Source organism: Bacillus sp. z33 (genome assembly GCF_058313615.1).
The window spans coordinates 702,899-722,037 of the sequence record NZ_JBZFQN010000001.1; the positions used below are offsets into that span (position 1 = coordinate 702,899).

Sequence of the window (19,139 nt, forward strand, 5' to 3'; positions counted from 1 at the left end):
CAATTATTGTGCATAAGCAAAGTTTTAAGAAAACAGTCTTTTAAAATAATCTGTGCACCATGCATTTATTTCTTATAAATCTTCCAGCCGATTTTCCGTGCCTGTTCGAATCTTTGACTCACATCGTCCCAGTTTACCAAATTCCACCAATTATTTATATAGGATGCACGATCTGTTTTGTATTGCAAATAATAAGCATGTTCCCAAACATCTAGTACCAATAGAGGGATCGTATCCCATTGCGTAAGAATCATATGTCGTTCAGATTGTAAAATTTCCAGGCGATGTGCTCGGTTGGACCATACTAAAAGAGCCCATCCAACGCCTTCCACTTTTTTAGCAGCTTCTGTAAATTCTTTCTTAAACTTTGCGAAGCTGCCAAAGTCCCTTTTAATAAAGTTCATTAATTCACCTTTTGGCTCTCCTCCGCCGTCAGGCTTCATATTGTACCAAAAAATAGTGTGTAAATAATGGCCTGAACCATGGAAAGCAGCTTCTCTTTCCCAATGCTTCAAAAGATCATACTCATCCTTATCGCGAGCCTCTTTCATTTTGGTTTCTGCTTTATTCAGACCATCCACATAAGTCTGATGGTGAATCGTATGATGCAATTTCATAATCTCTCGGTCTATGAAAGGCTCTAATGCATCATAGGAATATGGTAAAGGTGGCAAAGCATGTCTTCCAGGCGGAACATAAGAGTCGCCAATAATCACTTTTTGAACAGAATCATCCATGTCCTCCACCATATTCTGAAGCTGTAATAGCTCATTTTGGGATGGAATTTTGTTTTTAATACTGTTTAAATAGACATTTAGATGATTCACCCTTTCTACTATCACATTTCGGATTGATTCATCTCGATCCATCGCCCATTCTACAATCGATTCCTTCCATTTATCCAGCTCTTCCCAATACTTTTTAAAAGGATTCATGCTCATCAACCTCCCCGTCGTATTACTATATTCAAACGAAGGTTGGTTCAGTTCTCGCTTTTTAAATTGAAAATGGGTGGAATTTTCATTATCTGTGTATAACCAAACAATGAATACCAATAAAAATTCCAAATAAAAATGCGATTACACATAAAGTAATCGCACTGCTTATCCTGTTACTTTGATTGAACCATCTTTGTCCGATAATCCGTTTCATAGTATTCAAGTTCTTCTCTTATTTTTTGAATATCAAATTCCAGTTTCGTAATGAGGATTTTCAGGCTTTCAGGGGCGTCTTCACGGAATTTTATGCAGTTGTGCCCTGTATACGCTGAACGGCTATCCTCAAACCATAAATCACTTTTTGGCGCAAAATATTCTTCGATACATTGATGATAGATGCGGTAAAGAACACGCTCAGCTGCCCCTTTATTAAATGGTTCATTTTTTAGAACGATTCTGCATGCCTCCAAGCCTTCTTCACAATAAACCAACAGCTTGCGTATAGTTGAAAGCAACCCCTTATAATAAAGCTCGTCTCCGCTTTTTTCATCCATTAGACGATCTATTGTCGTCGTATTCATATAAACCTCGAGAGATAATACTGTTTGCTCCAAAAATGATGTTACATCTTCCAACTGGCTCTTTACTAGTGTATTACCCAACCGGAACCCTCCCTTAAAAATTCAAACCCTTTAATAAAGTAAGTAACCTATATCACACATGTCCATTGACTTCCCAGAACCACAAGCATAAATACGCTCTAAAAAAACAACTTTTAACAATCCCTGCTTACGGTATTCAGTGCATTCAATTACTAATAGTTTACCATATCTAACCAGTATTTATTGTTGAATAACGCATAGCGATGATTAAATTACATTATTATACGACAATCCCGGTTCAAACTTTTGGATTATTATTCATTTTAATTAAAATTTCTCTAATCTGGTTATATGGTAAGTTGTTAAACATGTTCAAAAAGAGCGACTCTGAGTTAATATAAACCCTTTTTCTTTCTTGAAAGTGTGAATTTTTTAATAGACAGATGAGGGCAAAGATATCTTTTATTGTATAATCAGTCAGCAATTCCTTAACTGAAGATAAATTCTCTTGTTTGAACAAAACTTCTTCAAAATAGCGAATATAAATGACTTGGAACTCTTTTAATTTACCATTTTGCCTGTATGTCACGGTTGAACGATTGAAAAAATCCTCGGGTGAATTGGGCTTTTCCTTCTCTAACTCAAATCCTATACATGACAAGACTTCCAAGTTCCGTCCCCCTTTATTCTATTTCCTGAAATTTATGGAAAAATAAATCTGCTTCCTCGTCGTTAAATCCATCCTCTATGTCATCCTGCAATGCTGGCAGTTCGTCCAGAGATTTCAGGCCGAAGTAATCCAAAAATTCTTTGGTTGTTCCATATAAATAAGGTCTTCCTGCTCCTTCCGCGCGGCCAGCTTCCTGTATTAAAACCTTGGCCATTAAGGTTTGCAAAGGACGTTCTGTTTTGACACCGCGAATAGCCTCAATCTCAATTCTTGTAATAGGCTGTTTATAGGCGATGATTGCCAATGTTTCCAATGAAGCCTGTGAAAGTGTGTGTGCGGAAGGAGTTTCAACAAGCTTTTTTAAATAAGGAGCGTGAACTTTTTTCGTTGCCAATTGAAATACACCGGCCAATTCAACAACACAGATTCCTCGATCTTCATTTTCATACAGCTCTTTAAGGTCATTGATTGCTTCGTTTGCTTCTTCAACTGTCACTTCCAACACAGATGATATTTGCTCAAGAGATAACCCTTCATCACCTGCTGCAAAAAGTAGTGCTTCCAATAGTGATTTCCAATTAACGGTATCCAACTGTAAAATCCTCCTGCTTCCATTCTATGAAAATATCTTCGAAGTTATTTGTTTGTTCCACCTGTACTTGATTTTGCTTCATCAATTCCAGAACAGCAAGAAAAGTAACAACCAAATGCGCCTTTTCCTCTGTGTCAAACAGGGAAGTGAATAGGACCTTTTTTCTTTTACCTTTAAGATAATCCTTTAATTCCTGAATCCGTTTATCTATCGTAACTTCCTGACGCGTTATACGGGTTTGTAATGGTTTTTTCAGTTTTTTACGTCTCATTAATTTTTGAAACGCACTCAGCATATCATATAAACTGACATCTAAATCCTGGCGCTCTGTTTTTACATCATCCGTATAGGGCGACAGATCAATCGGTGGTTTGGTAAACAATAACGCTCTTTCAGCTTCTAAATTTTTAAATTCATCAGCTGCTTCTTTATATTTTTTATACTCTAAGAGCTGTGTCACCAATTCATCACGAGGGTCTTCCCCCATCAGGAATTCATCCTCTTCCTCATCCCATTCCTCTTCATGCTTAGGTAACAGCATTTTACTCTTTATGGCTAAGAGAGTTGCCGCCATGACTAAAAATTCACTGGCTATGTCTAATTCCAATTCTTTCATAGTGTGGATATAAGCAACATACTGTTCAGTAATTTCTGCTACCGGGATATCATAAATATCTATTTCTAATCGATTTATTAAATGTAATAATAAATCGAGCGGTCCTTCAAATGCATCTATTTTTATTTTATAACTCATCTCTTTATAGGCTCCTACTTTTTAAACTATTCTAAGTATAGTTTAACTCCGCGTTCTTTCCAATAGAATGAACAATTTGATTTTCTAAAAAAGGTGGGCAAAAGCCCATACATCCCAGTATGGATCACATAGTATGACAATGTAAAGAAAAGATCCAAAGAGGAGGATTCACATATGGGAGATGGCGCAGTTGGAGGTTACGGTAGCGGATTTGCGCTAATCGTAGTTTTATTTATTCTACTCGTGATTGTCGGAGTAGCTTGGTGTTAATCAATCTATGAACGTCTATGGAGCAGACTGTCGACTATACTGATGGTCTGTCTCTATTTAAATGCTGCTTCCAGCCGCACTTCTCTCTCCATTTGGAATCCTTATCCTTTCCTCATAAGCATTTTTTCATGTATATTTATCTATAATAGTAGAGAGACAATGAGGTGACAATAGAAATATGAACGTTCCAAAAGAGTTCATTCAATACGCAGTAGAATTTCAAGGCAGCCGGGATTATTTTGAATGTCACGAAATACTTGAAGAGTACTGGAAAAAACATGTCCCGTTGGACCGTAATTCTGTGTGGGTCGGATTTATCCAGCTAGCTGTAGGTATGTACCATTACCGAAGAACAAATCATTCAGGAGCACTTCGCACCTTACAAAAAGCAAAGCAAATTCTGCAAAAACAGCCTGAGAAAGTAAACCGATTAGGCTTGGATTCAGTTGACTTACTCCATTTGCTGGATCGGTCCATACATAATGTACAAAATAACGTACCATACAAAAGCCCGGTCCTGCCGATTAATGATCCAGATTTACTAATGGCCTGCCAAACGATGTGCGAAGAATATGGGTATACATGGCATAGCACCAGTAATCTTTCCGACTCCTCATTAGTGAACCGACACTCCACACGCGATCGTACAGATGTTATACAGGAAAGATTCAATCAACTTAAGAAACGAAGTAAAAACAAATAGAGAAACCCACTGGTAAAATGGGTTTCTCTATTTTTTATGCTTCACTATCAGCTTCACAATCCAAACATTTAGCCATGAAATCTGCAGTGATATCCCTGGAATTAATTTCGTATCCAGCATATAGTTCCGTCAGGCAGTGTACCATCTCATGACCGACTCCCTGGCCTCTATGGGAAGGATTAACAGATAAATCTGTTACCGTGACAGTATGTCCATCAAGATCGATCCCTATTAATCCAATAAAATCTTCCTCTTGTTTCCAAAGGTATAATTGCCTGTCTGCTTCTGTTTCATATGATTTTACAGTATTCTGGAGCTTCTTTAAATCTTTTTCATCAGGCATAAAAGATAATAAGCCCATAGCGATTTTTTCAAAGCTCTTCTTGTACTTAATTAGCATTTTGATCCCTCATTAAATGAGAATAATAGAATGGTATTTAATAATCTTTTTTATCATACTTGTTTTTACCTATGAATTCAACTGGCACAATTCCACTTCTGTCAGCTAAAAATAAAATCTTTTTTTCATGTCAGCAGAACTAATTTTATATTGAAATAGCTAAAATACGTATCGTGTTATGCCTATTTCCGGTATAAACACAATCAAAATGGATGAGAGGAACTGTAAAAGAATGCAAGAAAGGATAGACATTCTACCAATTCCATTATAATATGACAGAGTTAACACAATTGGCAATCTGTTTGCCTGAAAACCTAAAAATACATAAAAAAATGAAACATTCTTCATTTTTTTACGTCTAACTAGTACGGGAGGTTATCATAATGAAAAAACAGCTTTTCAAATTCATGTCAGTTTTACTGGCAGTTAGCTTTCTAATTCCCAGCATCGTTTCGGCCGATATGCAAAGAGGAGATATGGTCGTAACACTTGGCGAAAACTTGACTGAGGAACAAAAAAAGTTACTATTAGCTGAAATGGATGCTCCTAAAAATGTGGAGATTGTGACGGTCTCTAATTCAGAAGAGCATAATTATTTAGATGGAAAAATTTCAAGCAGACTTATCGGTACAAAAGCGCTCTCCTCTTCATCGATTACGATTGCTGCCAAAGATTCCGGAATTACGGTCAAAACGAAGAATATCAACTGGGTAACAGAAGATATGTACAAAAACGCTCTGGCCACTGCCGGTATAAAAGATGCAGAGATTTACGTTACCGCTCCATTTGAAGTATCCGGTACGGCTGCCTTAACAGGATTAATCAAAGCATACGAAGTCACAACGGACACAAAAATCACCGAGGAACAAAAACAAGCGGCCAATGAGGAAATGGTTGAAACCGCTAAATTAGGCGACCAAATCGGTACGGATGAAGCGACATCACTGGTTGAAACGATTAAAGAAGAGATGGCTGTAAATCCACCTCAAAATGATGCAGAACTGCGCGCCATCATTGAAAAAGCCGCAGAAAAGCTTGGTATTACGTTAACTGAGCAACAGATTCAGAGCTTACTAGATTTATTTAACAAGCTGCAGGACTTAGGAATTGACTGGAATAAAGTTGGAGATCAATTAAATGCAGCAAAAGATAAAGTGACAGATTATCTTAAATCAGAAGAAGGACAATCCTTCCTTGATAAATTAAAAGCATTTTTTGTAAGTCTAATCGATGCTATTAAGTCGTTATTCTCCTAATATAATAAAACAGGCTGCCAAACGTTTGGCAGCCTGTTTTTATGTATATAATGGGATATCATTTTTTATCAAATCTTCAAGGCTTTCTCTCCTTACAACCAGACGTGACGTTCCATTTTCTACAAATACAACGGCGGGACGACGAATCCGGTTGTAATTATTAGACATGGAATATCCATAAGCCCCAGTGCAAAATACCGCCAACAAATCACCATGCTCAACCTTTGGCAACGGAAGATCCCAAATTAACATATCTCCGCTTTCACAGCACTTCCCTGCTATGGCCACTTCTTCATATACTTCATCATTCAGGCGATTTGCAAGTACAGCTTCATAATTAGCCTGATAGAGAGCAGGACGAATATTGTCACTCATCCCTCCGTCAACTGCCCAATATTTACGTGTTCCGGGAACTTGTTTACTTGAACCGATTTCATAAATGGTTGTTCCCGCATCCCCAACTAACGACCGGCCAGGCTCAATCCAAATTTCTGGCATAGACAGTCCAGCTTCTTCAAAATCAGATTTTACTTCTCTTACAATTTCCTCTACATAACGAGCGACCGGAATGGGTTCGTCCTCTTCCGTATAACGGATGCCAAAACCACCACCTAAATTTAATACCTTTGGAGAGTATCCATATGTTTGGTTCCAATTTGCGATTTGTTCACTGATCTTTTTAGCAGCCAAAATAAAACCAGTGGTCTCAAAGATTTGCGATCCTATATGGCAGTGAATACCCAATACCTCAAAACACTTACTTGCGAGTACCATTTGAAGTGCTTTTTCAGCCTGGCCATTCCATAGATCAAAGCCGAATTTAGAATCCTCCTGCCCTGTTAAAATATAATCATGAGTATGGGCTTCAATTCCGGGAGTTACCCGTAAAAGAATCGAACATGTTTTATTTTCCATTTTACATAAATCTTCTAAAATAGCGATTTCATGAAAATTATCGACGACAATACACCCTACCCCTACTTCAAGTGCCATTTTTAATTCTTCTACACTTTTATTATTTCCATGCAAATGAATTCGCTCAACCGGAAAATCTGCCTGGAGGGCTGTATACAATTCACCGGCAGATACCACATCTAATGATAAACCCTCTTCTATAGCAAGCTGAAACATCGCAATCGAAGAAAAGGCCTTACTTGCGTATGCCACTTGGGCGCCAATTCCCAATTGACGAAAAGTATTCCTGAACATTCTTGCCCGTTCTCTAATTAACGCTACATCATATATGTACAGCGGTGTCCCATATTCCTCCGCCAGAGAAACCGTATCTACTCCCCCAATTTCCAAATGTCCCCGGTCATTCATTTTCCCTGTTCCGTAAAAATGCATGAAATCTCCCCCTTGAAGGTTAAAAAAGAAAGACAGCTTTTAAGCTGTCTGTTTTTTGAATAGTATAACTACTTTATCACACTAATGTCTTAACTTCAAAATGAATTATTTTGTACGATCGACCGGATGTAGGAAACGCGGTCTTAAATGCCTGCCAGGCACCGGTTTTCTTATAATAATATTCGAAAGGGCTTTGGGTGCAAATGGAATAAATGGCCATAAATAAGGTGTAGATAACGTGTTTAATCTGGTTAGGAAAAAAATCAAAAGGGTATTCGCAATCATATACCCTGGTACATGGAACAAAGCAGTAAAAATTAAAATCAGGTAGCGCATATATTTATTGGCCAAGCCAAGTTCCAAACTTGGAGTGGCAAAACTGCCAATCGATGCAATAGCTACATAAAGTAATACCTCAGGCACCATCCAGCCAACATCAATGGCTATTTGACCGATTAGGACGGCAGCAATAAGTCCCATAGCCGATGATAAAGGAGCAGGTGTATGTATCGACGCAATTCTAAGCAGTTCGATTCCAACTTCCGCTACTGCAATCTGTAATAGAATATGAACATGAGCATCCTCTTGCGGCCCAATAAACTTCATACTTTCTGGAAGCAAATGGGGTTCCAATACAAATAATAACCATAATGGCAATATAAAAAGAGAAGCAAAAACACCGAGAAAACGGAACCATCTAAGAATGGTGCCCACTGAAGCTGCCTGCCTGTATTCCTCTGCATGCTGTACATGATGAAAAAAGGTCGTCGGTGTAATCATGATGCTTGGCGATGTATCCACATAAATAAGGACATGCCCTTCAAGTAAATGATTGGCTCCAACATCAGCCCGCTCCGTATAGCGAACCATTGGATAAGGATTATACCCTTGATTGACCAGATATTCTTCAACCGTTTTTTCGGCCATGGTCAATCCATCAATCTTGATAGATTTCAATTCATCCCGGATTATATTAACGAGCTTTGGATTAGCAATCCCATCAATATATCCTATAGCAATATCTGTTTTGGAGCGTTCCCCAACACGCATAATTTCAAACCGCAATCGTTCATCGCGTATCCTTCTGCGTGTCAGTGCAGTGTTGATAATTATATTTTCTACATATCCATCTCTTGCTCCACGTGTGATTCTTTCTGTGTCCGGTTCCTGGGGCTGTCTTCCTGGATAACTTCTTACATCTACAATAAGAGCTTTCCCGCTGCCTGCTACAATAACGGATATTAACCCAGATAGAACCTGATCCACCATTTCATCCATCGTTTGAACGACCACAACGGATTGGTCTACTATACGGTTTTTAACCAGTTCATAAATGGAGGGGTCATCCTTGTCAGTCGCTTCTTGTTCATTCATGTCAGTTAATGTCTGCATAATCTCTATGATATAGCTTGTATCACATAGTCCATTAACATAATAAATTTGAATCATAGTATCACGAATGAGGATTTCCCTTACTCCTAAATCAAAACTTACTCCGAGACCTACATTTTTCTCCATGTATTGCTTTACAGCCTGTAAGTCAGTAGATATGGGTGTTTTCTGCTTCTGATTAGCCTGCATGGTATCCACTCCTTTCGAGAATAAGGTTTACGGCACTTAATGTAATAGGGCTTCCTATCTTTATGTCATCGTATTTTGACATTTTGCCTATATCGCCAATTCCGACCACGATAGGTGCATCAATGGAATCAATCGAATAGACTGTATCTCCATTGATTCGTTTAACATCCATTTCCGGTACTCCAAATTTATCAACGCCAAATTCTGTAAGATTACCCTCACGATCAATACAAACATCTACTTTTGTCCATTCAGCCTGTTTCGTCTTGGCAGCAACCGCTATAATACCAAGGAGATTGACAGCCGGATGTTCAGCCACATATTTCATGACCTTCTCACCCGTCCCTTCTCCGACCAAACCACTGTCATCAAACATAACCAAAACCGGATCGTAGGCAGCAGATTGAATGAGTTTAATCAGTCGAGGTCCATCTACGGTTGACGGATTTCCATAAGAGGCCGAAATGCAACGGCCACCGATTTCCTTTGCAACATGTTCAATTGTTTTTTTTGCATATTCATCACCATCTGTGATGATGATAATATCTCTCTTCCCTTTCAACTCTTCACCGCCTTCTAACGCTTATTGATTATAAATAATCCATTGAAATAGCGATCCGGTTATTTTTCCGAGGACAAGTGCCATCAGGATATATAGGATTCGATCCTGCATCCCAATCCTTTTTGCCAAAATCGGAAAGACGTTTAATACTTCCGTCAGAGCTGCAGCCAGCATCCCATTAAAAACACCGCTAAATGCTCCCATGACAGCAAGGATGAAAGGACTTACCCCAAATGAGAAATCCCATAAGCTGGATATGGTTCCTCCAATTGCTCCGAGAATAACGGCGCTTTCAAAATAATGGACAGAACGAACCTTCGTAAGCTGTGTAAGTCTCGGGATAATATTAAGCACAGTCAGGAAAGCAACATATCCGGCTCCAACCGAAACCCCAGCTGAGAATCCAACTATCAGTACAAAAACAAACTCAGTCATCTTTTACAGGAGTGATTGCTTGTTTGTTTTCATTCATAATAATGTATTGATCTAAATCCTGCTGATAGTTAAACATCTCTACTTCCATTGGACTGGGTTCATCATTTAATCTCTTCGTGAAAATATGATTGAAGAACAGAATCATTCCAATACCCAGTCCAAATGAATAGGGTATCTGAAACACAAGAGGGTTTGCCGAATGTTTTCCCGTAATCATATAATAGAGGCGTTCATGCAGCAGTCTCATGCTGACATCCTCATGGAAATTCATAATCGCAAAACCCGCCCCTAAAAAAAGAACGATCCACACAAGAATAAACAAAAGATTCGATACTTTTTTCTTTGTACGTTCTACCTCTACAATGGTTTGTGTTGGACCAAAGGTGTCCATTTTCATTTCGGGAAAATGCTGAAAAATCGCTTGGAGAACATCCGTTACGTCGAGAATAAAAACATTTTTATTCTTTGAAAATTCACCTAAGATTAGGTTTCCAACCTTTTCTTTAACATGATCCGTCCCAATGATATTGGCAATATCAGAAAGTCTTATCGGATGATTGGGTAAGATTTTAGCCCGATATTTTAAACGGATATACACACATTCCTCCATGAATACGTTCATCCCCATTTCCTGATTTACATGTATATATAGTATGGTTAGAATAATTAGGAACCATACCAAAAATCGTAAATTAGTTTAAAGAGATAGAAAGTCTTTAAAAATAAAAAAACCGTACGAACCAGCACTCTAGTCCATACGGTCTTTCATTTGATTTAAGATCTTCTTTTCTAATCTGGACACCTGTACCTGTGAGATGCCCAGCCGCTCTGCAACCTCTGTCTGGGTTTGATCTTTATAATAACGCAAATAGACAATCAATTTTTCCCGTTCATCCAATAAGGCAATTGCTTCTTTCAAAGCAATTTTTTCGAACCATTTTGCCTCAGAACTATCCGCGATTTGGTCGAGCAATGTAATGGGATCCCCATCGTTTTCATAAACTGTTTCATGGATAGAAGAAGGTGTTCTGCTGGCCTCCTGTGCCATAATAACTTCCTCAGGCGTTAGATCCAAATACTCACTGATTTCAGATATAGTTGGCGTTCGCCCAAACTGCTTGGATAATTCATCCTTCGCTCTTCTGATTTTATTGGACATTTCCTTTAATGACCGGCTGACTTTTACCGTGCCATCGTCACGAATGAAACGTTGAATCTCTCCAATAATCATTGGCACTGCATAGGTTGAAAATTTTACATTATAGGATAAATCAAATTTATCTACAGATTTCATTAAACCAATACACCCGATTTGAAATAAGTCATCCGGTTCATATCCTCTGTTAAGAAATCTTTGTACAACTGACCATACAAGCCTCATGTTTTTCTGGATGATTTCGTCTCTAGCTAATTGGTCACCTTGCTGGCTTTGAAGTATGAGTTTCTTTACCTCTTCGTCCTTAAGCTGGGCGGTCTTTTTACCCTTTTTGACTTCCACATCCATTGTATTAGTCTCCTTAATTACATAAAGCTTTGCTTTTAGAAAGATTTTTCATGAGCCTTACCTCAGTTCCTTCACCTCTGGATGATTCAATAAAAATCTCATCCATAAAGTTTTCCATAATGGTAAAGCCCATTCCGGACCTTTCCAATTCTGGCTTCGTCGTATACAACGGCTGTCTGGCCTCTTCGATATCTCTGATACCAATTCCTTCATCCCTAACCGTCAGTTCTACTGTTTCTTCCTCTAGGTCCAAGGTGACAGTGATATAGATCTTCCCAAGAGAATCACCTTCATATCCATGGATAATAGAGTTGGTAACCGCTTCTGATACTACTGTTTTAATTTCGGTTAATTCATCAAGGGTTGGGTCTAATTGAGCAATAAAAGCTGCTACTGTAATTCGGGCAAAAGATTCATTCTGGCTTAATGCTGAAAATTCTATAGCCATTTCATTTTTCATTTCATGCTACCCCCAATCCATGTATAGCCGCTTCCTCTGAAGGTTCTTGACGAAGTATTTTAAACATTCCGGACATTTCAAATAACCTCTGGACAGACGGTGAAATCGCACAAACAATCATTTCCCCTTCGAATTGCTGAATTTGTTTGTATCTTCCCAGTATCACGCCCAGTCCTGAACTATCCATGAAACTTAACTCACCCAAATTTAAAATGATATGGCGGATGCCACCTGTTTCAATTAATTGAGATGCTTTATTCTTAAGATCTTCTGCCGTATGATGATCGAGTTCTCCCTGCAGGCGGATACATAATATATCCTCAATTGTTCTCATATCAATCTCTAAACTCACTTTGTCATTGCCCCCTTCAAAGTCTTATAGTGGTGAATTCGCTTTTGCCCACTTCAATTCCTTCTTAAAGACAAAACTAGTGCTATTCTCGTTCAATTCGTTTATTTTCGCAAATGTATGGTTATTCATCTCCGGTATGGGTAAACATGCCGAATGACCGTTTATATAAGTCTAACCAACTTGCCCGTTTTACATCTTGTGATGCAATGAGGGAGGTTTCTGAAATCACTTTGTCATCTTGTATCATTTTTAAGGTTCCAAGCTGCTGACCTTTCTTAATCGGCGCCTGTACATCTTTTTTCAAAACAATGTTTGGACGGATATTAACCTTCTCTTCCCCTTTTTTATTTAAAAGAGAGACAGTTTCGTCTGTGACCAGGCTCACCTTTTTCATTTGGCCTTTTTCAATTTTCAAAAGAGCCAGCGGCTGATTCTTCTTATAAACCGGTCTTGATTGATAATTGGCAAAAGCGTAATCAAGCATCTTAGTCACTTGAGAATTCCGCTCTTTTGGATTCTCTGCTCCAAATACAACCGCGACGACACGCAAATTATCCTTTTTAGCCGTTGCTGTTAAGCAGTATTTAGCTTGATGTGTAAAACCTGTTTTTAATCCATCCACACCAGGGTAAAATTTCACCAGTTTGTTTGTATTCACAAGCCAGAATTTTTTATCTGTATCTTCACGTAAATAAGATTCATATAAACTTGTAAAATTCGTAATTTCTTCATGCTTTAATAATTCTTTCGCTATCATCGCCATATCAAATGCTGAACTGTAATGGTCTGTTGTCGGCAGCCCCGTGCAGTTTTGAAATTTAGTGTTCTTTAAGCCTAAGTCATTCACTTTTGCATTCATTCGCTTAACGAATTCCTCTTCGCTCCCGGCAATCTTTTCAGCCATGGCAACGGATGCATCATTCCCAGAACCAATAGCAATTCCCCTTAACATTTGTTCAACTGTCATTTCCTCACCCGGTTCAAGGAATATTTGCGAACCCCCCATTGAGGCAGCATACTCGCTTGTCCGAACTTTATCTTTCATGCTTATTCGCTTTTGATCCAGAGCCTCCATGATTAACAGCATAGTCATGACTTTCGTCATACTGGCCGGAGATAATCGCTCATCTTTATTTTTATCATATATAACAGAACCCGTATCCTTTTCTATCAGTATTGCTGACTTCGTTTTAGGTGCTAAATCTAATTCTGCCTTTTTTATTTTTTCGGCTGCAAATGTTGGAATGGACATACTTAAAGTAAACACTATTACTAATAAAGCTGAAACATACCGTTTCATGGACAGACCTCCTACTCATGATAAATTCCAGTTTTACCAACAAGAACACTTTTATACAAAAAGTAAATTAAAATGTCTATCCACTCGAACATTCACCATTAAGAGTAATTTAAAAGAATCTAAAATAGCGAAAAGATGAAGACAACCAGGTCTCCACCAGTGTAGTTCTTTATGTATTATTCTTAAGTGATATGCGAAGATACCGGCCGCTTTTATTAAGCCCATTGCAATAGGCCACCATGATAGCAACCCTTTTAAACGATGATTTTTTCATTATTTAACGTGACTTCTCACAAAAACCAGATAGGGAGGATAACCCGATAGTCTGTAATAAAGACGGCACAAAAAAAGGATTGCCGGATAAGTCTATAAAAGACTCACCCGGCAACCCTATCATAAAAAATGATTTATTTACGCTTCAATTTTCATTTCAGAAACGATTGCTTTCACCAACGCCAAGAATGTTGATTTTACTTTTTCAGTTGTTTCAATGACTTCATCGTGTGCCAACGGCTGATCCAGGATTCCGGCAGCCATGTTCGTAATGCATGAGATGCCAAGCACTTTCATACCACCGTGAGCAGCCACGATTACTTCAGGTACTGTAGACATTCCAACCGCATCCCCACCTAAAATACGAGCCATTCTGACTTCTGCGGGTGTTTCATAAGTAGGGCCTGTAAACCCAACATAAACACCTTTTTGAATAGCAATATTTTGCTCGGAAGCCACTTGTTCTGCTAACTGCACAAGTTCTCGTGTATAGGCACTTGACATATCCGGGAATCTTGGCCCAAATTCCTTGTAATTTGGTCCGATTAGCGGGTGTGCACCCATATAATTAATATGATCAGTGATAATCATTAAATCACCAGGCGTGAAGCTTTCATTGACTCCGCCGGCAGCATTAGTCACAAGGATATGTGTCATTCCCATTGCCTTCATTACACGTACTGGGAACGTAACTTCCTGCATGGAATATCCTTCATAGTAATGGAAACGCCCTTGCATTGCCGCCACTGTTTTGCCGCCCAGCGTTCCAACAACAAGTTGGCCAGCGTGGCCTTCCACTGTAGATACTGGGAAATGAGGAATTTCACTGTATGGGATCACAGTCGCATTTTCAATTTCTTCTGCTAATACACCAAGTCCTGAACCAAGAATTAAACCCAGTTCCGGCTTTTGTCCAGATACCTCTAAAATATGCTTTGCTGCTTCATTTACTTTTTCAAACATTCTGTTCTCTCCTTTTAGTTAAGTTCCTTTAAGAAACTTACTCCATGTTCAGGCATTTTCACACCGAAGTTATCCGCTATTGTTGCACCAATGTCAGCAAATGTTGTGCGAATTGGCAGTTCTTTACCTTCTGTAAATTGTTTGGAGTAAACGAGTAAAGGAACATATTCTCTTGTATGGTCTGTTCCAGGATGAACAGGGTCATTACCATGGTCGGCTGTAATGATAAGAAGATCATCTTCCTTCATTTTATCAAGTACTTCCTGCAATCTTCCATCATACTCTTCCAATGCTTTACCGTATCCAATTGGATCGCGTCTGTGACCAAATAAAGCATCAAAATCTACTAGGTTAAGGAAACTTAAACCCGTAAAGTCCATATCCAATGTTTGAACTTGCTTATCCATACCGTCCATATTGCTTGTTGTACGAAGCGCTTTTGTTACTCCTTCACCATCGTAAATATCAGCAATTTTTCCGATTGAAATCACATCAAGATTGCTATCTTTCAACTCATTCATAACCGTGCGGCCAAATGGTTTTAATGCATAATCGTGGCGATTTGGCGTACGTTTGAAATCACCTGGCTCGCCAACAAATGGACGCGCAATAATTCTTCCTACCATATATTCTTCACGAAGAGTCATTTCTCTGGCAATTTCACAAATACGATATAGTTCTTCAAGAGGAACTACATCTTCATGAGCTGCGATTTGCAGAACGGAATCAGCTGATGTATAAACGATTAATGCTCCCGTTTTCACATGTTCTTCTCCCAATTCCACGAGGATTTCTGTACCGCTTGCCGGTTTATTCCCAATAATTTTTCTGCCGCTCTTTTCTTCCAGTTCCTGAATTAATTCAGGTGGGAAACCTTCAGGGAATACACGGAATGGTGTATCAATACGCAGACCCATGATCTCCCAGTGGCCTGTCATTGTATCTTTTCCATTGGAAGCTTCTTGCATTTTTGTATAGTAAGCCATTGGCTTATCGGCCTTTTGAATCCCTTTAATTTCTCTAATATTAGACAAGCCTAATTTACCCATGACCGGCATGTCCAATCCGTTCATTCTTTCGGCTATATGTCCAAGTGTATCTGAACCCTTATCGCCAAATTTCTCTGCATCTGGCGCTTCACCAATACCAACAGAATCCATTACAGTTAAAAACACTCGTTTAAATCTCATACTGAAACCTCCAACTTCTTTTATATGTAGGTTACCCTTTCTAAACGCCTATAATCGTTCTTTATTCCAGAGCTATCATTTACAGGCGTCAGAGGTCTGACTTCTTTATTTTACATCACTCGGGAAACGTTGCCAATTTAAGTTTACCAAGATTTAATAGTTTTATTTTTCGTTATTCACCTAATATTCAAAAATCCAAGTGATCTTCCTGATTATATCAGCACCGACTGATCTTCATCACAAAGACAGCTTCTCCTACAGGAAGCCGCCATAATCACCTTATTCAGGTCGCAAATCACCCGTTTAAGCGCGGGGATGAAATTTACCGTATACATCCTTTAATCTGACATTCGTAACATGTGTATAAATTTGAGTAGTCGATATATCAGCATGCCCGAGCATTTCTTGGACAGCCCGTAAATCTGCTCCATTCATCAGTAAATGGGTAGCAAATGAGTGACGAAGAGTATGAGGTGTTAAGGACTTTTGAATATCGGCTTTCAAGGATAGTTTCTTTATTATCTTCCATAACCCTTGTCTACTGAGGCGTCCGCCGTGATGATTTAAAAATAAAGCATCTGATCTATTCTTTTGGTTGACTAATTTAGGTCTTCCCGATGTCAGGTATGTGGTGATCGAATCAAGAGCCATTTTTCCTACCGGTATGATTCGTTCCTTATTCCCTTTCCCAATGCAACGGACAAATCCCATCTCAATATGTACATTATCAATATTTAATTCTATTAATTCACTAACCCGCATGCCAGTGGCATAGAGCAACTCTAAAATAGCCTTATCCCGTATTCCGAAAGTGTCAGTTGGATCAGGTGCATTCAGCAAGGCTTCCGTTTCTTCCTGGCTCAATACTTTTGGCAATGACTTTTGAGTTTGTGGGCTTTCAATGAGAACAGATGGATCTGACTCAGAAATGCGTTCCCTTAATAAAAATTGATGAAAGGATCGAATAGAAGCGGTATGACGTGCCAGCGTTTTTGATGATTTGCCCTCATCCTTTAATTTAGACAGGAACTGGACAATATGGACACGGGAAATTTCTTTCCAATCCTCTATTTGTTGTTGGTTTTTTAAAAATTTATAATAGGAATCCAAATCTCGTTTATACGATAGAAGGGTGTTTTTAGCCAACCCTTTTTCAATTGTTAAGTAATGGATAAAATCCTGCAATGAATCTTTCATTTTCATTTACTCCCCATCTAAATAAAATAGAAAGAGTCTTTCTCTCCATCCAGGCTCTCCTTCATCATTGATGGATTGAAAAACCTTTACTGCCGATCCTTTAGGCTCGTCATAGCGATGAAGATTTTCATATTCCTCATTAAACCAAACAATAGCAAAATAAAACAATATCGTAAAGCCAACAAACATAATAAATACTTTGCCTGTTTGCCAAAATAATCTAATCAGCTTTCTCATGTTTTTCTAATCCTCCAGGCTTTTTTATCAATTTATGCCTGATTGGACATGTTTTATACATATCATCTTTAGTTTTAGAAGCAAAAGATAAAACCTTTCCATTAGGGAAAGGCTTATTTTGCATGATTATTTCCAGAACCCGCTGTCTCTGGCTCTTCTTTTTTATCTTGGCAGCGATGACATATTCCGTGGAATGTCAGACGATGATCCTTAATTTTGAATCTGAATTTCTGTTCAACTATCGGTTCTACGTCTCCTAATAAATCCTCGAGGATTTCATCTACTGCTCCACATTCTATACAGACTAAATGATGATGAAAATGTGCCGCTCCCTCTTGTCGCAAATCATAACGGGAAACTCCATCACCAAAATTTATTTTATCTACAATTTTAAGTTCAGTAAGCAATTCAAGTGTTCTGTATACTGTTGCTAAACCGATTTCCGGTGCTTTTTCTTTAACAAGCAAATAAACATCTTCTGCACTTAAATGGTCTTCTTCGTTCTCGAGCAGTACTCTAACCGTGGCTTCTCGCTGCGGCGTCAGCTTGTAACTTGAAGAATGCAATTGCTTTTTAATTCGATCGATTCTAGATTCCAACCCTTTTTCCTCCTCGCCGCTAAATCTATCCAGATATCACTTTACATTATGGGGAGAAGGCAAAAAAGGGATTATCCGTCCGGCCTTCCATCTCCATTTATAGTATAGCAAAAAAAATGGCCATGTAAAATATAATAATTATAAACAACTATCTATAGTTATTATTATTTAATAATCACTCTCAACCCATATGATCAATAACCGCTCTCATCAGCCCTGGTGATAAAAAGGTTTCAACTAAGGCAGCAACAATAAAGGATAATAAAGCCATTCCGAGCAACATAGAATATTGCATGAAATAAGGCCTTAACTTTTCACGGCTTGATTTAAGAAATTGACGTTTAATCATTTTAATGGAAATAATGACTGCGCACGATGCCATAAAAATCGTTACAGGGACAAGAATAATATTCTGAGGCAAAACAGAAACGCAAGCAAGCATAAACCCCTGCCACCCCGTTTGGCTGACTAGGAAACCGACAGTAAAGCCAATTACGATTCCTTTTATAAAAAGAAGAATTAAAATCAACGGCAATCCAATAATCGAAATCCCCAAAATCCACATTAAAATAATGAACTTTGCATTCTCTTTAAAGCTATAAATGAACATTTCACTGCTAGCACTGACCTTCCCCTGCTTTAACTCGCCAAAGAATTGAGATAGATAATAAAACAAATCTTCCTTTTGCGTTAAGGACAGACTATTAACAATAATCGCTCCAAAAATAATCCCCATAAGAAATAGCACCATAATAAAAATGAAAATGGATAAATGGTTTTTAATATGAAAAAGCAAAGCTTTATTATTATAGGATTTTTTCACAAGACTTTACTCCTCTCCGGTTCAATTACTAGATTCTATGTATTTACTAGAGATTGTATTCTAGTAAAAATAAAATTCTCACTAGTCCAAATAGTGTGATATAATCTCTGTAATTTACACAATAGGAGGAA

24 protein-coding genes are annotated in these 19,139 nt (G+C 38.3%); 3 read left to right on the forward strand and 21 right to left on the reverse strand.

What is annotated here, in order from left to right:
* Positions 1 to 65 precede the first annotated feature (65 nt).
* From AC4G3L_RS03275 to AC4G3L_RS03295, 5 genes are all read right to left on the reverse strand, one after another.
* Positions 66 to 935: a superoxide dismutase gene (locus tag AC4G3L_RS03275; protein ID WP_491075544.1), complete on the reverse strand. Its 870-nt coding sequence runs from the start codon at positions 933 to 935 to the stop codon at positions 66 to 68.
* 176 nt (positions 936 to 1,111) lie between these two features.
* The gene (locus AC4G3L_RS03280; protein WP_491075545.1) at positions 1,112 to 1,600 is read right to left on the reverse strand and encodes a DUF3907 family protein; all 489 of its coding nucleotides are present in this window, start codon (positions 1,598 to 1,600) and stop codon (positions 1,112 to 1,114) included.
* 238 nt (positions 1,601 to 1,838) lie between these two features.
* Complete coding sequence (locus AC4G3L_RS03285; protein ID WP_491075546.1) at positions 1,839 to 2,210, reverse strand: hypothetical protein; 372 nt, start codon at positions 2,208 to 2,210, stop codon at positions 1,839 to 1,841.
* A 13-nt stretch (positions 2,211 to 2,223) separates the two neighbouring features.
* Complete coding sequence (gene scpB / locus AC4G3L_RS03290) at positions 2,224 to 2,802, reverse strand: SMC-Scp complex subunit ScpB (protein ID WP_491075547.1); 579 nt, start codon at positions 2,800 to 2,802, stop codon at positions 2,224 to 2,226.
* A complete protein-coding gene (locus AC4G3L_RS03295) occupies positions 2,789 to 3,556 on the reverse strand; it encodes a segregation/condensation protein A (protein ID WP_491075548.1) in 768 nt (255 codons plus the stop codon). Before AC4G3L_RS03295 ends, scpB begins: the two co-directional genes overlap by 14 nt.
* Before the next feature lie 174 nt (positions 3,557 to 3,730).
* Here AC4G3L_RS03295 and AC4G3L_RS03300 point away from each other — a divergent pair, with 174 nt between their 5' ends.
* Together AC4G3L_RS03300 and AC4G3L_RS03305 are read left to right on the forward strand one after the other, a co-directional pair.
* Positions 3,731 to 3,826, forward strand: a complete 96-nt coding sequence (locus tag AC4G3L_RS03300; RefSeq protein WP_066107625.1) for a YjcZ family sporulation protein — start codon at positions 3,731 to 3,733, stop codon at positions 3,824 to 3,826.
* Positions 3,827 to 4,004: 178 nt separating this feature from the next.
* Entirely contained in the window at positions 4,005 to 4,529 is a 525-nt protein-coding gene (locus tag AC4G3L_RS03305; RefSeq protein WP_491075549.1) for a DUF309 domain-containing protein, read from the forward strand.
* A gap of 34 nt (positions 4,530 to 4,563) precedes the next feature.
* On the opposite strand, the gene AC4G3L_RS03310 is transcribed toward AC4G3L_RS03305, so the two are convergent.
* A complete protein-coding gene (locus tag AC4G3L_RS03310; RefSeq protein WP_491075550.1) occupies positions 4,564 to 4,929 on the reverse strand; it encodes a GNAT family N-acetyltransferase in 366 nt (121 codons plus the stop codon).
* A gap of 383 nt (positions 4,930 to 5,312) precedes the next feature.
* Here AC4G3L_RS03310 and AC4G3L_RS03315 point away from each other — a divergent pair, with 383 nt between their 5' ends.
* Positions 5,313 to 6,185 carry a DUF1002 domain-containing protein gene (locus AC4G3L_RS03315; protein WP_491075551.1) on the forward strand — a complete coding sequence of 291 codons (873 nt, stop codon included), beginning with the start codon at positions 5,313 to 5,315 and terminating at the stop codon, positions 6,183 to 6,185.
* A gap of 39 nt (positions 6,186 to 6,224) precedes the next feature.
* Here AC4G3L_RS03315 and lysA read toward each other — a convergent pair whose 3' ends face one another.
* The 15 genes from lysA to spoIIM all read right to left on the reverse strand — a co-directional run bounded on the left by lysA (position 6,225) and on the right by spoIIM (position 19,008).
* The gene (gene lysA, locus AC4G3L_RS03320) at positions 6,225 to 7,532 is read right to left on the reverse strand and encodes a diaminopimelate decarboxylase (RefSeq protein ID WP_491075552.1); all 1,308 of its coding nucleotides are present in this window, start codon (positions 7,530 to 7,532) and stop codon (positions 6,225 to 6,227) included.
* 105 nt (positions 7,533 to 7,637) lie between these two features.
* Complete coding sequence (locus tag AC4G3L_RS03325) at positions 7,638 to 9,113, reverse strand: spore germination protein (RefSeq protein WP_491075553.1); 1,476 nt, start codon at positions 9,111 to 9,113, stop codon at positions 7,638 to 7,640.
* Positions 9,103 to 9,675 carry a stage V sporulation protein SpoVABEA gene (spoVAEA, locus tag AC4G3L_RS03330; RefSeq protein WP_491075554.1) on the reverse strand — a complete coding sequence of 191 codons (573 nt, stop codon included), beginning with the start codon at positions 9,673 to 9,675 and terminating at the stop codon, positions 9,103 to 9,105. Before spoVAEA ends, AC4G3L_RS03325 begins: the two co-directional genes overlap by 11 nt.
* Before the next feature lie 21 nt (positions 9,676 to 9,696).
* On the reverse strand, positions 9,697 to 10,110 hold the full coding sequence (locus AC4G3L_RS03335) for a stage V sporulation protein AB (RefSeq protein ID WP_491075555.1): 414 nt from the start codon (positions 10,108 to 10,110) through the stop codon (positions 9,697 to 9,699).
* Positions 10,103 to 10,708 (reverse strand): stage V sporulation protein AA, encoded by a 606-nt coding sequence (locus tag AC4G3L_RS03340; protein WP_491075556.1) that lies wholly within the window; start codon positions 10,706 to 10,708, stop codon positions 10,103 to 10,105. Before AC4G3L_RS03340 ends, AC4G3L_RS03335 begins: the two co-directional genes overlap by 8 nt.
* 150 nt (positions 10,709 to 10,858) lie before the next feature.
* Positions 10,859 to 11,614: an RNA polymerase sporulation sigma factor SigF gene (gene sigF / locus AC4G3L_RS03345; RefSeq protein ID WP_491075557.1), complete on the reverse strand. Its 756-nt coding sequence runs from the start codon at positions 11,612 to 11,614 to the stop codon at positions 10,859 to 10,861.
* Positions 11,615 to 11,627: 13 nt separating this feature from the next.
* Entirely contained in the window at positions 11,628 to 12,074 is a 447-nt protein-coding gene (spoIIAB, locus tag AC4G3L_RS03350) for an anti-sigma F factor (RefSeq protein WP_491075558.1), read from the reverse strand.
* 1 nt (position 12,075) lies between these two features.
* On the reverse strand, positions 12,076 to 12,426 hold the full coding sequence (gene spoIIAA, locus AC4G3L_RS03355; protein WP_491075559.1) for an anti-sigma F factor antagonist: 351 nt from the start codon (positions 12,424 to 12,426) through the stop codon (positions 12,076 to 12,078).
* 121 nt (positions 12,427 to 12,547) lie between these two features.
* On the reverse strand, positions 12,548 to 13,726 hold the full coding sequence (locus AC4G3L_RS03360; RefSeq protein WP_491075560.1) for a D-alanyl-D-alanine carboxypeptidase family protein: 1,179 nt from the start codon (positions 13,724 to 13,726) through the stop codon (positions 12,548 to 12,550).
* A 411-nt stretch (positions 13,727 to 14,137) separates the two neighbouring features.
* Positions 14,138 to 14,962: a purine-nucleoside phosphorylase gene (locus AC4G3L_RS03365; RefSeq protein ID WP_491075561.1), complete on the reverse strand. Its 825-nt coding sequence runs from the start codon at positions 14,960 to 14,962 to the stop codon at positions 14,138 to 14,140.
* 14 nt (positions 14,963 to 14,976) lie between these two features.
* Positions 14,977 to 16,152: a phosphopentomutase gene (deoB, locus tag AC4G3L_RS03370; RefSeq protein ID WP_491075562.1), complete on the reverse strand. Its 1,176-nt coding sequence runs from the start codon at positions 16,150 to 16,152 to the stop codon at positions 14,977 to 14,979.
* Positions 16,153 to 16,455: 303 nt separating this feature from the next.
* On the reverse strand, positions 16,456 to 17,349 hold the full coding sequence (gene xerD, locus AC4G3L_RS03375; RefSeq protein WP_491075563.1) for a site-specific tyrosine recombinase XerD: 894 nt from the start codon (positions 17,347 to 17,349) through the stop codon (positions 16,456 to 16,458).
* 6 nt (positions 17,350 to 17,355) lie between these two features.
* Complete coding sequence (locus tag AC4G3L_RS03380) at positions 17,356 to 17,586, reverse strand: YqzK family protein (RefSeq protein WP_491075564.1); 231 nt, start codon at positions 17,584 to 17,586, stop codon at positions 17,356 to 17,358.
* Between the two features lie 113 nt (positions 17,587 to 17,699).
* Positions 17,700 to 18,185, reverse strand: coding sequence for a ferric iron uptake transcriptional regulator (gene fur, locus AC4G3L_RS03385; protein WP_491075565.1), 486 nt, complete (start codon positions 18,183 to 18,185; stop codon positions 17,700 to 17,702).
* A gap of 181 nt (positions 18,186 to 18,366) precedes the next feature.
* Positions 18,367 to 19,008, reverse strand: a complete 642-nt coding sequence (spoIIM, locus tag AC4G3L_RS03390) for a stage II sporulation protein M (protein ID WP_491075566.1) — start codon at positions 19,006 to 19,008, stop codon at positions 18,367 to 18,369.
* Positions 19,009 to 19,139 lie beyond the last annotated feature (131 nt).

What these genes read in the sequence shown, in the direction of transcription:
- AC4G3L_RS03275 (WP_491075544.1), bottom strand. Translation starts at nt 935, where the DNA reads ATGAATCCTTTTAAAAAGTATTGGGAAGAGCTGGATAAATGGAAGGAA.
- AC4G3L_RS03295 (WP_491075548.1), bottom strand. Translation starts at nt 3,556, where the DNA reads ATGAGTTATAAAATAAAAATAGATGCATTTGAAGGACCGCTCGATTTA.
- AC4G3L_RS03300 (WP_066107625.1), top strand. Translation starts at nt 3,731, where the DNA reads ATGGGAGATGGCGCAGTTGGAGGTTACGGTAGCGGATTTGCGCTAATC.
- AC4G3L_RS03305 (WP_491075549.1), top strand. Translation starts at nt 4,005, where the DNA reads ATGAACGTTCCAAAAGAGTTCATTCAATACGCAGTAGAATTTCAAGGC.
- AC4G3L_RS03310 (WP_491075550.1), bottom strand. Translation starts at nt 4,929, where the DNA reads ATGCTAATTAAGTACAAGAAGAGCTTTGAAAAAATCGCTATGGGCTTA.
- AC4G3L_RS03315 (WP_491075551.1), top strand. Translation starts at nt 5,313, where the DNA reads ATGAAAAAACAGCTTTTCAAATTCATGTCAGTTTTACTGGCAGTTAGC.
- lysA (WP_491075552.1), bottom strand. Translation starts at nt 7,532, where the DNA reads ATGCATTTTTACGGAACAGGGAAAATGAATGACCGGGGACATTTGGAA.
- AC4G3L_RS03325 (WP_491075553.1), bottom strand. Translation starts at nt 9,113, where the DNA reads ATGCAGGCTAATCAGAAGCAGAAAACACCCATATCTACTGACTTACAG.
- AC4G3L_RS03335 (WP_491075555.1), bottom strand. Translation starts at nt 10,110, where the DNA reads ATGACTGAGTTTGTTTTTGTACTGATAGTTGGATTCTCAGCTGGGGTT.
- sigF (WP_491075557.1), bottom strand. Translation starts at nt 11,614, where the DNA reads ATGGATGTGGAAGTCAAAAAGGGTAAAAAGACCGCCCAGCTTAAGGAC.
- spoIIAB (WP_491075558.1), bottom strand. Translation starts at nt 12,074, where the DNA reads ATGAAAAATGAAATGGCTATAGAATTTTCAGCATTAAGCCAGAATGAA.
- AC4G3L_RS03360 (WP_491075560.1), bottom strand. Translation starts at nt 13,726, where the DNA reads ATGAAACGGTATGTTTCAGCTTTATTAGTAATAGTGTTTACTTTAAGT.
- AC4G3L_RS03365 (WP_491075561.1), bottom strand. Translation starts at nt 14,962, where the DNA reads ATGTTTGAAAAAGTAAATGAAGCAGCAAAGCATATTTTAGAGGTATCT.
- deoB (WP_491075562.1), bottom strand. Translation starts at nt 16,152, where the DNA reads ATGAGATTTAAACGAGTGTTTTTAACTGTAATGGATTCTGTTGGTATT.
- xerD (WP_491075563.1), bottom strand. Translation starts at nt 17,349, where the DNA reads ATGAAAGATTCATTGCAGGATTTTATCCATTACTTAACAATTGAAAAA.
- AC4G3L_RS03380 (WP_491075564.1), bottom strand. Translation starts at nt 17,586, where the DNA reads ATGAGAAAGCTGATTAGATTATTTTGGCAAACAGGCAAAGTATTTATT.